This window comes from Ruegeria hyattellae, from assembly GCF_041537925.1.
GTDB lineage: Bacteria > Pseudomonadota > Alphaproteobacteria > Rhodobacterales > Rhodobacteraceae > Ruegeria_C.
The window spans coordinates 229,592-242,078 of record NZ_JBGOSH010000008.1; the positions used below are offsets into that span (position 1 = coordinate 229,592).

The 12,487-nt window shown below is 60.1% G+C and carries 12 protein-coding genes and 1 pseudogene; 8 read left to right on the forward strand and 5 right to left on the reverse strand.

What is annotated here, in order from left to right; genetic code table 11:
• The first annotated feature begins 27 nt into the window (after nucleotides 1-27).
• Genes AB1E33_RS19080 through AB1E33_RS19090 form a run of 3 tightly spaced genes read left to right on the forward strand, consistent with a single transcriptional unit; the run spans nucleotide 28 to nucleotide 3,141 of the window.
• The gene (locus AB1E33_RS19080; RefSeq protein WP_372578856.1) at nucleotides 28-1,110 is read left to right on the forward strand and encodes an ABC transporter permease; all 1,083 of its coding nucleotides are present in this window, start codon (nucleotides 28-30) and stop codon (nucleotides 1,108-1,110) included.
• Nucleotides 1,111-1,113: 3 nt separating this feature from the next.
• Nucleotides 1,114-2,034: an ABC transporter permease gene (locus AB1E33_RS19085; RefSeq protein ID WP_372578857.1), complete on the forward strand. Its 921-nt coding sequence runs from the start codon at nucleotides 1,114-1,116 to the stop codon at nucleotides 2,032-2,034.
• Nucleotides 2,035-2,067: 33 nt separating this feature from the next.
• Nucleotides 2,068-3,141: a BMP family ABC transporter substrate-binding protein gene (locus tag AB1E33_RS19090; RefSeq protein ID WP_372578858.1), complete on the forward strand. Its 1,074-nt coding sequence runs from the start codon at nucleotides 2,068-2,070 to the stop codon at nucleotides 3,139-3,141.
• A gap of 179 nt (nucleotides 3,142-3,320) precedes the next feature.
• Here AB1E33_RS19090 and AB1E33_RS19095 read toward each other — a convergent pair whose 3' ends face one another.
• The 4 genes from AB1E33_RS19095 to parC form a co-directional block, all read right to left on the reverse strand.
• The gene (locus tag AB1E33_RS19095) at nucleotides 3,321-4,181 is read right to left on the reverse strand and encodes a helix-turn-helix domain-containing protein (protein ID WP_372578859.1); all 861 of its coding nucleotides are present in this window, start codon (nucleotides 4,179-4,181) and stop codon (nucleotides 3,321-3,323) included.
• A 522-nt stretch (nucleotides 4,182-4,703) separates the two neighbouring features.
• Nucleotides 4,704-5,879, reverse strand: a complete 1,176-nt coding sequence (gene tuf / locus AB1E33_RS19100; protein ID WP_372578860.1) for an elongation factor Tu — start codon at nucleotides 5,877-5,879, stop codon at nucleotides 4,704-4,706.
• Nucleotides 5,880-5,987: 108 nt separating this feature from the next.
• Entirely contained in the window at nucleotides 5,988-6,572 is a 585-nt protein-coding gene (locus AB1E33_RS19105; RefSeq protein ID WP_372578861.1) for a hypothetical protein, read from the reverse strand.
• Nucleotides 6,573-6,673: 101 nt separating this feature from the next.
• On the reverse strand, nucleotides 6,674-9,022 hold the full coding sequence (gene parC / locus AB1E33_RS19110; protein WP_372578862.1) for a DNA topoisomerase IV subunit A: 2,349 nt from the start codon (nucleotides 9,020-9,022) through the stop codon (nucleotides 6,674-6,676).
• Between the two features lie 203 nt (nucleotides 9,023-9,225).
• Here parC and AB1E33_RS19115 point away from each other — a divergent pair, with 203 nt between their 5' ends.
• The 4 genes from AB1E33_RS19115 (at nucleotide 9,226) to AB1E33_RS19130 (ending at nucleotide 11,605) form a co-directional block, all read left to right on the forward strand.
• A complete protein-coding gene (locus AB1E33_RS19115; protein ID WP_372578863.1) occupies nucleotides 9,226-9,855 on the forward strand; it encodes an SH3 domain-containing protein in 630 nt (209 codons plus the stop codon).
• A gap of 68 nt (nucleotides 9,856-9,923) precedes the next feature.
• Complete coding sequence (locus AB1E33_RS19120) at nucleotides 9,924-10,751, forward strand: SDR family NAD(P)-dependent oxidoreductase (protein ID WP_372578864.1); 828 nt, start codon at nucleotides 9,924-9,926, stop codon at nucleotides 10,749-10,751.
• 73 nt (nucleotides 10,752-10,824) lie between these two features.
• Nucleotides 10,825-11,028 carry a twin transmembrane helix small protein gene (locus AB1E33_RS19125; protein ID WP_372578865.1) on the forward strand — a complete coding sequence of 68 codons (204 nt, stop codon included), beginning with the start codon at nucleotides 10,825-10,827 and terminating at the stop codon, nucleotides 11,026-11,028.
• Between the two features lie 4 nt (nucleotides 11,029-11,032).
• Entirely contained in the window at nucleotides 11,033-11,605 is a 573-nt protein-coding gene (locus AB1E33_RS19130; RefSeq protein ID WP_372578866.1) for a cob(I)yrinic acid a,c-diamide adenosyltransferase, read from the forward strand.
• Nucleotides 11,606-11,686: 81 nt separating this feature from the next.
• Here the strand turns inward: AB1E33_RS19130 and AB1E33_RS19135 are convergent, their stop codons facing one another.
• Nucleotides 11,687-12,055 carry a VOC family protein gene (locus AB1E33_RS19135; protein WP_372578867.1) on the reverse strand — a complete coding sequence of 123 codons (369 nt, stop codon included), beginning with the start codon at nucleotides 12,053-12,055 and terminating at the stop codon, nucleotides 11,687-11,689.
• A 295-nt stretch (nucleotides 12,056-12,350) separates the two neighbouring features.
• Between AB1E33_RS19135 and AB1E33_RS19140 the strand changes: the two are divergent.
• Nucleotides 12,351-12,487: pseudogene (locus AB1E33_RS19140) on the forward strand (electron transfer flavoprotein subunit beta/FixA family protein); the annotation flags it as partial.

The following is a 12,487-nucleotide window of genomic DNA, read 5'->3' on the forward strand; positions in this document are numbered from 1 at the left end:
AAGAAATAACAACGAGGGCGCGCGCGAATGATCGTTCTGGAAAAGAGACCCCAGCCCTCACAGGCCTGGTCGCTGGCCACGCCGCTTGTCGCGGTTCTGGCCACCATGTTCTTTGGTGGGCTGCTGTTTGCCGCGCTGGGAAAAAACCCGGTCGAGTCGATCATGACCATCTTCTGGGAACCACTTTTTGGTGAGTTCTCGTTCTACTACCGCCCACAACTGTTGGTCAAAGGCGCGCCATTGGTGCTGATCGCGATCGGGCTTTCGCTGGGCTTCAAGGCGGGCATCTGGAACATCGGTGCCGAAGGCCAATACATCATGGGCGCCATCGTCGGCGCGGGTGTCGGGCTGGCCTTTTATCCGCTCGAAGCGTGGTACATCTTTCCGCTGATGGTGATCGGCGGCGCTCTGGGGGGCTGGGCCTGGGCCATGATTCCGGCCTTACTGAAGGTCCGGTTCGGTACCAACGAAATACTCGTATCGCTGATGCTGGTCTATGTGGCCGAACAGATGCTGGCCTCGGTTTCGTTGGGGCTTTTAAAAAACCCCGAAGGGTTCGGCTTTCCCGGATCGCGCAATTTCCAATCTTATGCCAGCGCCTATAACGCCGAACTTGTCGAGGGGTCCGGCATGCATTGGGGTGTCGTGGCCGCCCTGATCGCAGTGATCTTTGCCTATGTGCTGCTCAACCGGCATATGCTGGGCTTTCACATCCGGCTGACTGGAGAGGCCCCGCGTGCGGCGCGGTTTGCGGGCGTCAACCCGGCGCGGCTGATCCTGTTCTGTCTGGGCCTCTCAGGCGCACTGGCTGGCCTTGCGGGGCTGTTCGAGGTGTCCGGCCCCTCAGGTCAGGTCAGCATCGATTTCAATGTGGGTTATGGCTTTACCGCGATCATCGTGGCCTTTTTGGGCCGGTTGCATCCGGTGGGCATCCTACTTGCGGGCAGCCTGATGGCGCTGACCTATATCGGCGGCGAGATCGCGCAATCCGAACTGGGCCTGCCCGCCGCTGCTATCCAGGTGTTTCAGGGAATGCTGCTGTTCTTCCTGCTCGCCTTCGATCTTCTGACCAATTACCGCCTCCGACTGGCGCTGAAAGAGGTAGCTTGACCCATGGACCTGTCAGCAATCAATCCCGTCCTGCTGGTTGCCTCTCTGATGGTGGCTGCAACCCCGCTACTCCTCGCTGCAATCGGAGAGTTGGTGGTCGAGAAAGCCGGTGTTCTGAACCTGGGCGTCGAGGGTATGATGATCATCGGTGCGATCTGCGGCTTTGCCATAACGGTCGAGACCGGGTCGACCCTGTTCGGCTTCATTGCGGCGGCGGCTGGCGGCGCGATCCTGTCGCTGTTGTTTGTCCTGCTGACGCAAGTGGCACTGGCCAATCAGGTGGCCTCTGGCCTAGCCCTGACGCTGTTCGGCCTGGGTCTGAGCGCGCTGATGGGGCAGAGCTATGTGGGCGTCAAACCGCCCAGCACGCCCGAATTGAATATTCCGGGGCTGAGCGACCTGCCGGTGGTCGGCCCGATCCTGTTCAGTCACGATCTGGTGCTTTACTTCGGCATCGCGCTGATCGCTGTCGTCTGGGCCGTCCTAAAATACACACGAGTGGGCTTGATCCTGCGTGCGGTGGGTGAAAACCACGACGCTGCCCATGCGCTGGGATACAAGGTGATCCGCATTCGCGTCCTCGCTATCATGTTCGGTGGCGCCTGCGCCGGCCTGGGCGGGGCCTATATCAGCCTCGTGCGGGTGCCTCAATGGACCGAGGGCATGACCGCCGGCATCGGCTGGATCGCTCTGGCGCTGGTGGTGTTTGCCAGCTGGAAACCCTGGCGGGTTTTACTTGGGGCCTATCTGTTCGGGGGAATCACCGTGCTACAGCTTAACCTGCAGGCAGCTGGCGTTGCCATTCCGGTCGAGTATCTGGCAATGTCGCCCTACATCATCACGATCCTTGTGCTTGTGATCCTTTCGGCGGACAAAAGTGGCGCGCCTGCTTCGCTCGGCCGGATTTTCCATGCCTCGCACTAGAGGCCAACTCAATAACCAACTGGGGAGAACCTGATGAAACTTACCACTCTTCTTGCAACGGCGGCGATGGCGCTGGGGATGGCGACCGCTGGCGTCGCGCAGGACAAGACCAAGGTCGGCTTTGTCTATGTCGGCCCTGTCGGCGACGGCGGCTGGACCTATGAACACGACAAGGGCCGTAAGGCAGTCGAAGCCGAGTTCGGCGACCAGGTCGAAACGGTGTTTGTCGAATCCGTGCCCGAAGGTCCCGATTCCGAACGGGTGATGACACAGATGGCGCTGGACGGGGCCGACCTGATCTTCACCACTTCCTTCGGCTACATGGACCCAACCATCAACGTGGCCAAGAAATTCCCAAAGGTGAAATTCGAACACGCCACCGGCTACAAGACCGCACCGAACGTATCGGTCTATTCCGCACGCTTCTACGAAGGCCGCGCGGTGCAGGGCCATATCGCGGGCAAGATGACCAAATCGAACGTCGTTGGCTATATCGGCTCCTACCCGATCCCCGAAGTGATCCGGGGCATCAACTCGGCCTATATCCACGCCAAGAAGGTGAACCCGGATGTCGAATTCAAGATCGTCTGGGCCTACACTTGGTTTGATCCGGCAAAAGAGGCGGACGCCGCCAAGGTCCTGATCGAACAGGGTGCCGACGTGATCCTGCAGCATACCGATTCCACCGCGCCGCAGGCCGCGGCCCAGGACGCAGGCAACGTGATCACCTTTGGCCAGGCCTCGGACATGAGCGAATATGCTCCGATGCCGCGTGTCAGCTCGATCATCGACAATTGGGCGCCGTACTATATCGCCCGCACCAAGGCGGTGATGGATGGCACGTGGGAATCCGTGAACACCTGGGACGGCATCGCGCAGGGCATGGTCGAAATCGGCGAGATCTCCGACGCGGTTCCGGCTGATGTCAAGGAAGAGGCGCTGGCGATGAAAGCCGCGATGTCCGATGGCAGCTATCACCCATTCACAGGCCCGCTGAAAAAGCAGGATGGCAGCGACTGGCTGGGCGAAGGTGAAACCGCCGATGACGGCACGCTGGCTGGCATGAACTTCTATGTCGAAGGTCTGGAAGGCGAGATTCCGCAATAAGCGATCGGGTAATTACCGACAGGAAGGGCCGCCCGGATCGGGCGGCCTTTTTTGTTCGCCGGTGTCGTTCTCGACAGAGTCGGCGATGCTCCCAAATCGCCTGCCACCACCCTCGCCGCCGCGCTGTGAGCATTCGATCATCATTGGTGCGTCGCCCACAGCACCCGCTTTTTCCCTGTTCAGCCGAAGGCCTCGCAATAGCGTTGTCGCAAAAAGGTGCTGCGGCGTCCGAAAATTGATCCGGGGATTCGACTTCCGGGCAGGTTCCAAACGACAAACTCGGGGCTCAGGCTATGAGTTCCCAAGCGGATCATGCCGATGTCGCGGCAGATCTGGGCCCCGCTCGGCGAGACAGAAATCGTTCCCAAGCCGTGCAGGAAAACCTCGCGCTCCGCGAGTGTTTCGAGGAAGCCCACAAACGACGACATCAACAGAGAACTGGCAGCCTCATGGCCGGGTCGCACGATCAGTGCGGGACAATAACCGAAATAGGTTCCTGGCAGGATCGGGCGGCGCAACCGGTCCACACTCAGATCGCATTCGATCAACCGGCCTGCCCGGAACAGCGCCTCATCCTCGGGCAGCAGAAACGGCAGGGTCCATTTCGCGACCATTGCGCCGTCACACATGATGGCCGCCCAATGCGAACGGAAGATCTCATAGATCGGCAGGAACACATCCACATTGGGCTCCAACTCGGACGGCAGGTCGTGCAGCTCGGCATCCGCCATTGCGATGGAGGCCAGGCAGGCTGCCCGCCACGACCCCTCGAACACCGTCTCGACCAGCGTGTCATCCAGTAGGCGATAGCGGCTATTTGCGGGTTTCCTCCTTGCCCCCCAATCCTTGCGGCAGGCAATTACATCAGCCTGGCTCCAGCCGAGGCGATCGGACAGCCGATACTCGAGATCACCCCGGATGAACGAGAGCGAGCGTTCATATTTTCCGATCGCATCCACGCTCACCCCCAACTGTTCCGCAAGCTGCTCCTGCGTCATCCGGCCGTTTTGGCCATGTGACGTGCGATGCGCTTTTAGCATGCGCGCGAATCTGGAGGCTCCATCCGTCATGGGAACACCGGACCTGTTACCAACATGGAGCCATAACGATGGCACCACGGTCCACACATTGCAAAGAGAGATACGGGTGACTTACGGATGCTTGCGGGCCTACGGCTCTTGTCGGTTCAGAAAGAACCCTCCTGCGTGCAGGATAAAGCGCATCCATCCTGTGAGGAGTAAATCCCGTGACCCGAAGGATTTCAGCAAGTTATTTCATGATCGGACAACGTGCACCGAGGTCAGGCCAGACCGGGGATCGGTCGCGCATCAAGCCAACGAGAGAAGAAGACCCACGGCCAAGACCCCGGCGCGCACCGGGATGGTCGGACCGGCGCAGGCGGTTCAGGGGGCTGATTGCCCTGGAACATCAAGCCCAGTAATTGAGACGCTCGCTCAAAGGAAAAGGCCGCTCCTGTTTGGAGCGGCCTTTGTTTGTTTCTATGGTGCGGGCTCGCTTTGCTCCTTCGGAGCAACGGCTGCCCACCAGTCGGCAAAGCCGACTTATTCGATGATCTTCGACACCACGCCGGCGCCGACGGTGCGGCCGCCTTCACGGATCGCGAAGCGCAGGCCGTTTTCCATCGCGATCGGGGCGATCAGCTCGACCGAGAACGACACGTTGTCGCCCGGCATCACCATCTCGGTGCCTTCGGCCAGCGTCACGGTGCCGGTCACGTCGGTGGTCCGGAAGTAGAACTGCGGACGGTAGTTCGCGAAGAACGGCGTGTGACGGCCACCCTCGTCCTTGGTCAGGATATAGGCCTCGGCCTCGAACTTGGTGTGCGGCGTCACCGAACCCGGCTTGCACAGAACCTGACCACGCTCAACGCCGTCACGGTCCACACCGCGCAAGAGCGCGCCGATGTTGTCGCCCGCTTCACCGCGATCCAGCAGCTTGCGGAACATCTCCACACCGGTGCAGGTGGTTTTCTTGGTGTCGCGGATGCCGACGATCTCGATCTCGTCGCCCACATTGATCACGCCACGCTCGACACGGCCGGTCACAACGGTCCCGCGGCCGGAGATCGAGAACACGTCCTCGACCGGCATCAGGAAGGGCTGGTCCACGGCGCGCTCGGGCGTCGGGATGAACTCGTCCACGGCGGCCATCAGCTTGCGGATCGATTCTTCGCCGATCTCGGGGTTGTTGCCTTCCATCGCGGCCAGAGCCGAGCCGGCGATGATCGGAATGTCGTCGCCCGGGTAGTCGTAGCTGGACAGCAGCTCGCGGATTTCCATTTCCACCAGCTCGAGCAGCTCTTCGTCGTCGACCTGATCAACCTTGTTCATGAAGACAACCATGGTCGGGATGCCGACCTGGCGGCCCAGCAGGATGTGCTCGCGGGTCTGCGGCATCGGGCCGTCAGCGGCGTTCACAACCAGGATCGCGCCGTCCATCTGGGCGGCACCGGTGATCATGTTCTTGACGTAGTCGGCGTGGCCGGGGCAGTCGACATGGGCATAGTGGCGCGCGTCGGTTTCATACTCGACATGCGCGGTCGAGATGGTGATGCCGCGCGCTTTCTCTTCCGGCGCGCCGTCGATCTGGTCATACGCCTTGAAGTCACCAAAATACTTGGTGATCGCTGCGGTCAGCGTCGTCTTGCCGTGGTCAACGTGGCCAATCGTGCCAATGTTCACATGCGGCTTGTTACGCTCAAACTTTTCCTTTGCCATGTCCTTGGCGCCCTTTTGCGTTTTGGGGGACCCAAGGTCCCGGTTAGCATCTGCGCGCGCGGGATATTTGGTTCAAAAGGGAAAATCAAGCGGAACCGTGCAACAGGCCTAGCTACCGGTCGGGTTTTCTGTCTCGGTTGTGGGTACCGCGTCAGGTCGGGCATCAAACCAACCATCTTTCTGATGCTCTTCGGCCAGCCATTCCTCTATTGCATCGGCGACTTTCAGGGACAGCCCCGCGATCTGCTGCTCCATGGTGCGGCTATGCCCCGACCCGACCAGGGCGCTTTCGCCGGTCGTGTCTTCGAGAACCTGAATGCGGTGCTCGCGGGCCAGCATCTTTTTCCGTCCGACGTCATAAACATAGACATCCACGATCGCGATGCTCTTGGGATTGTAGATCACCGGCACACCCGGCGGAGCCAGCATGTAGGCACCCAGATAGACGCCGATATCGTATTCCTGTCTGCCCTCATAACGCCCCAGCCGCGCCTCGATGGCATTTGTCAGCGCCGCCTTCCATGCCTCGGGCGTGGCATCACGCGACACCGGTCCCTTGACCGCCTTGTCAGCAACCACGTGATTGATGCGCAGTTTGAAATCTCCGAGATCTTCGGGTTTTTCATCTATCTGGGTCTGCGTACATGCCGCCAACAGGGCAAGCCCACCGGCAAGAGCAAAAGTGCGGATCATGATTGTCCCGTCTCGATTGGTTCCTCAGGGGTGATCTTAGACCACCTCTGATGTGTTTCTCCAAGCAGCATGGGCGAGTTTTCTCCGGCCATGAGCGCGGTTCAAGAAAATTTGTAGTTGCGCGGGAAGCCATGCGGGGGCCGTTTTCCCACCCCTGCCCGCTTGGCCAGCCATTGGGTCAGATCACCCTCATGCCGGGTCTTGTCGCCGCCCATGGTCCAACGCAGCCCGTCGTCCCAGTTGAAGGTCGTCACATCCGAAAGCCCGCCATCCAGTTCCAGCGATCCCTGCTTGCCACGCGCCATATTGTATTTCTGCAGCCGCACCCCCTTGCCGCGCCCCATCTCGGGCAGTTCCGAAGTTGGGAAAACAAGGAACTTGCCGTTCTGTGACACCACCGCAACGTGATCGCCCGCCACCGGCGTGCAGATCAGCGCGCGGTCGTCGCCCTTGACGTTGAGCACCTGTTTGCCGCCGCGGGTCTGCGCTACGACCTCAACCTCGGGCACAACAAAGCCGTTGCCCGTGCTAGAGGCCACCAGCAGCTTGCGTTCAGGCGAATGGATCAGGATGTCGATGATCTCGGCCTCATTGGGCAGATCGACCATCAGCCTGAGCGGCTCGCCCATGCCGCGCCCGCCAGGTAGATTCGACGCGCTGACCGTATAGAACCGCCCGTTGCTGGCGAAGATCAGCAACCGGTCCGTGGTTTCGGCATGGAAGATGAAACGGGGGCCATCTCCATCCTTGAATTTGAGCTCGCGTTTGAGGTCGATATGACCGGTCATCGCCCGGACCCATCCCATCTGTGAACAAACCACGGTGATCGGCTCGCGGTCGATCATCGCTTCAAGCGGCACTTCTTCGACTTGGCCTGCCTCGGCAAAGCGGGTGCGGCGCGCGCCGCCTTCATAGTCCTTGCCGAAGGTCTTGCGGGTCTCGCGCAGCTGTTCGGCGATACGGGCCCATTGCAGATCGGTGCTCTCCAGCAGGTCCTCGATCCCGGCGCGTTCCAGCATCAGCGCATCGCGCTCGCGGATCAATTCCATCTCTTCCAGCCGCCGCAAGCTGCGCAGGCGCATGTTCAGGATCGCGTCGACCTGAACCTCGGTCAATTCGCCCTCACCGGGCGCGGGTGAGACATAGTCACTCTCGTCAGTGGCACGGACATGGTCCTTGCCCCAATCCTCGCGCATCAGAGCCGCCTTGGGGTCGTCGTCATAGCGGATGATATCGATCACCCGGTCGAGGTTCAGGAAGGCAACAATGAAGCCTTCCAGCACTTCCAGCCGATGGTCGATCTTGCCCAGCCGATAGCGCGATCGCCGCAGCAGCACCTCTTGACGGTGATCGAGGAAGGCACGCAGCACCTCCTTCATCGAGCAGACCTTGGGGGTCACCCCGTCAATCAGCACGTTCATGTTGAGCGAGAACCGCACCTCAAGGTCCGAGTTGCGGTAGAGCATGTTCATCAAAACGTCCGGATCGACATTCTTCGAGCGTGGCTCAAGGATCAGGCGGATGTCGTCGGCGCTTTCGTCGCGCACATCACCCAGGATCGGAATTTTTTTGGTCTGGATCACCTCGGCGATCTTTTCGATCAGCTTGGATTTCTGGACCTGATAGGGGATCTCGGTGACCACTATCTGCCACTGGCCACGGCCCAGATCCTCGACCTCGTATTTGCAGCGCAGCCGGAAGCTTCCGCGCCCAGTGCGATAGGCCTGCGCAATGTTCTCGGGCGGCTCGACAATGATGCCGCCGGTCGGAAAATCGGGGCCCGGCACATAGTTCAGCAGCGTGTCGTCGCGCGCATCGGGTGTCTTGATCAGATGCAGGCAGGCGTCGCACAACTCGGCAATGTTGTGCGGCGGGATGTTGGTGGCCATCCCCACCGCGATCCCGCTGGAGCCGTTGGCCAGCAGGTTGGGAAATTGCGCCGGCAGCACCACCGGTTCGGTGAGCGTGCCGTCATAATTTTCCCGGAAATCGACCGCGTCCTCGTTCAGACCCTCAAGCAGCGCCTCGGCCACGATGGTCATCCGCGCTTCGGTATAGCGCGAGGCCGCCGGGTTATCGCCATCGATATTGCCGAAGTTCCCCTGCCCGTCGACCAGCGGGTAGCGCACGTTGAAATCCTGTGCCAGGCGCGCCATCGCATCATAGATCGCCGCATCACCATGCGGATGATAGTTGCCCATCACGTCGCCCGAGATTTTGGCCGACTTGCGGAATCCGCCCGTCGCGTTCAGCCGCAGTTCCCGCATCGCGAACAATATGCGCCTGTGAACCGGCTTTAGACCGTCACGCGCATCAGGCAGGGCCCGGTGCATGATGGTCGATAGCGCATAGGTCAGATAGCGGTCACCAATGGCGCGGCGCAGCGGTTCGGCCACTTCGGAGCCCGGTTCGGGCAACTTCATGTTGGGGTCATCGATCGTATCGCTCATATATGATGTGATACGACGCCAGAAGGCAGGCGTAAAGCGAGCCTGTGTGTTTTCCCACAGTGCTGGTGGGGTTTTCCACAGCTTATGGGGAGCAGGGCGCGAATCCTCCCCGATTTTTCGACTCGTGACCCCGGTTATGGTAAGGTGAGGGTGTTAAGTCTGCTGCTGATTCCGGGTGTTTATTTAGTACGAGGAGGCGCGCCATGCGCTTGGTTATTGTATCTTTTGCTTTCATGGGCTTTGCCTTTTATGAACTCAGCGGCGGCGCTGATTTCGAGCCGCGCGGTGAACGCGGATCGAAACTGGAAATAGTGGCGCAGGTCCCGAAAGACGAAACACCGCCCGTCAAGATCGCCTCTTCCTCGCCAGAGCTTGTCCCGGAACCGGTCATCGAGCCGCAGCCGACCACGCAACCTGTCCAGACAGCGACACCCGAACCCGAGGCGCAGGACGCGCTGGCCCGGCTGGCGCAGGTCAATGTCATCGGCACCACTGACAGCCTGTTCCAGACCCCGACCGAAGACACGATCACGCTGGCCTCTCTACAAGAGGGCCTGCTGTCCGCTGAAACCGTGACAGATGCGCAGGAACCCGAGCAGCCGCTAGCAACCACGCTTGCCGAACCCGATCGCGATATTCGCGAAATCACCGGCACCCGCGTCAACATGCGCGACGGTCCCGGTACAATATATCCGGTGATCACACGTCTGAATATCGGCCACCAGGTCGAGGTGCTGGACAGCTCGGGCACCGGTTGGCTGCGGCTGCGGGTTCTTCCCGAACAGCAGATTGGTTGGATTGCGGCATCACTGGTCAGCAAAAACGCCAACTGAACTTGACAGCGCATTGCGCCAATCCCGCCCTGCGGTCATAGAGACTTCGGTTGCAGGCAAGAGGCGAAATGCGGAAAACCATTCTGATCACAGGGTGTTCTTCGGGCATCGGACTTGATGCGGCACATGGTATGCGTGCGCGGGGCTGGCACGTCTTTGCTTCGTGCCGCAACCAGCGCGACTGCGACCGGCTGCGCGCGCAGGGCTTTGATAGTCCCAGAATCGACTATACCGACCCCGAGAGCATTCAGTCCGGATTGAACGAGGTTTTACAAGCCACAGGCGGAACGCTCGACGCGTTGTTCAACAACGGGGCGCATCAGTTGAACGCAGCGGTCGAAGATTTGTCGATGGAAGGTCTACGTGCAATTTTCGAGGCGAACTTCTTTGGCTGGCACGATCTGACCCGCCGTGTGATTCCCGTCATGCGGGCACAGGGACATGGTCGGATCGTACAATGCTCATCGACGCTGGGTCTGATCCATATGCGCTGGCGCGGGGCCTATTCCGCCACCAAACACGCCATCGAGGCGATCTCTTCTTCGCTGCGATTGGAACTGCGCGATACCGGCATCTCGGTCATTCTGATCGAACCCGGCCCCATCACGACCAAGTTTCGCGAAAAGGGCATCGCCTATTTCGAGCGTTACATCGACTGGGAGAGCTCGCCGAAGCGCGCAGAATACGAAGAAAAACTGATGCCGCGAATGTATCATCCAACCGGTCCCGATCTGTTCGAACTGCCCGCCTCTGCGGTGACCGCCAAGCTGGCGCGCGCACTTACGGCTCGCAGTCCCCGCCCGCGCTATTATGTGACCACGGCAACCTATGTCGCCGCCTATCTGCGCCGCATTCTCAGCACGCGCGCGGTTGATCGCGTGATGTCGCGGCTCTAACCCAGAAACCGGTTCGCTTTTTCACGCTGACCCGCTAGGTGGAGGGTCAGAACATGGAATACGTGAGGACGGCATGGACAGTCTCTTACTGGGAATACTGGGGTTGGCGATGGCGGCGGTCGTGGTCGTGCTGATGATCGGGATCGGCGGGTTTGCCAAAGGTGGAGAGTTCAACGCCAAACACGGCAACAAGATGATGCGGCTTCGGCTGCTGTTCCAGTTTATCGCCGTCTGCCTTGTCGTGCTCTACGTGTATTTGCGCAATCAGGGAGGCTGAGGCGATGGTCGTTCTCAACAAAATCTACACCCGCACGGGCGATGGTGGCCAAACCGCCCTTGGCAATGGCGACCGTGTCGACAAGTTCTCGGGGCGGGTGGCGGCCTATGGTACGGTGGATGAGCTGAATTCCTTTGTCGGCGTCGCGCGGCTCGATGCCGAAGGGGCGTTGGACGAGGCGCTGTCGCATATTCAGAACGATCTGTTCGATCTGGGCGCCGATCTGTGCCGCCCCAACATGGACAAGGATGCCGACGCCGAATACCCGCCGCTGCGGATGAGTGCCACGCAAACTGACCGTCTTGAGGGCGAGATCGACACAATGAACGCAAACCTTGAGCCGCTGCGAAGCTTCATTCTGCCTGGCGGGTCGCGACTGGCCGCCAACCTACATGTTTGCCGCACCGTCTCGCGCCGGGCCGAGAGGATGGCCGTCGAGCTTAGCAGCTACGAGCCGATCAACGAGGTCGCCGTGAAATATCTCAACCGTCTCAGCGATTGGTTCTTCGTGGCGGCGCGGCAGGCCAACAATGGCGGCAAGGACGATGTCTTGTGGGTTCCGGGCGCGAACCGCTGATGCAATCAGCGCCGGGGCGTCCAATGGACGGCCCGGCGACCGGAAGGGCCGAGCTCCGGACTTGCCCTTTGCGAAGCCTGCCTACCCGGCAGGTTCCCAAAGCTCTATCGGATTTCCCTCGGGATCGTTTAGCCAGGCAAAACTGCCATTTGGATAAGGCGAGTCCGGATCGCGCCGCACCTCGACGCCCGCCGCCTGCAATTGCGCGATCATCGACTCGAGGTTGCGGACCCGGAAATTTAGCATGAACTGCTTTTCGGCATTCCCGAAATAGTCGGTGACCTTGTCAAACGGCGCAAATACGGTCGCGCCAGACTGTTGCTGCCAGCATGGAGTGTCATAGTCGTCGGGCACCAGATCGATGCCGAGCGTGTCGCGATACCAGCGCGCCAGCCCCTTGGGGTCGTCAGAGCGGAAGAAGAATCCGCCGAAACCAAGCACTTTTTCCATGATCAACTCCGTCGCTGGGTCTCCGCATCTCTTACCTTATCAGAAAACACGTGCGGCGCGCACATGATACTCGGATCACGATCCGCTTGCCGGCGCCGTCCTGAACAAGGGGGGATTCCGACACGGACGGGCCACGGGTTACCGTTTAAACCGGAAACAAAAAGAACCCGACGTCGTTTGTCGCTAATGTGACGATTTTAACCTGTTTTCCGATGCCTCTACCCGCTATCTAGCCCGAGAGAACAAAGGTCGAGTCGACGCACGGCTCATCAAATCTGTGAGGAGAATGACGCAAATGAAGGTACTTGTGCCTGTCAAACGCGTGATTGACTACAATGTGAAGGTCCGGGTGAAAGCGGACGGTAGCGGTGTCGATCTCGCCAACGTGAAGATGTCGATGAACCCCTTCGACGAAATCGCGGTCGAGGAAGC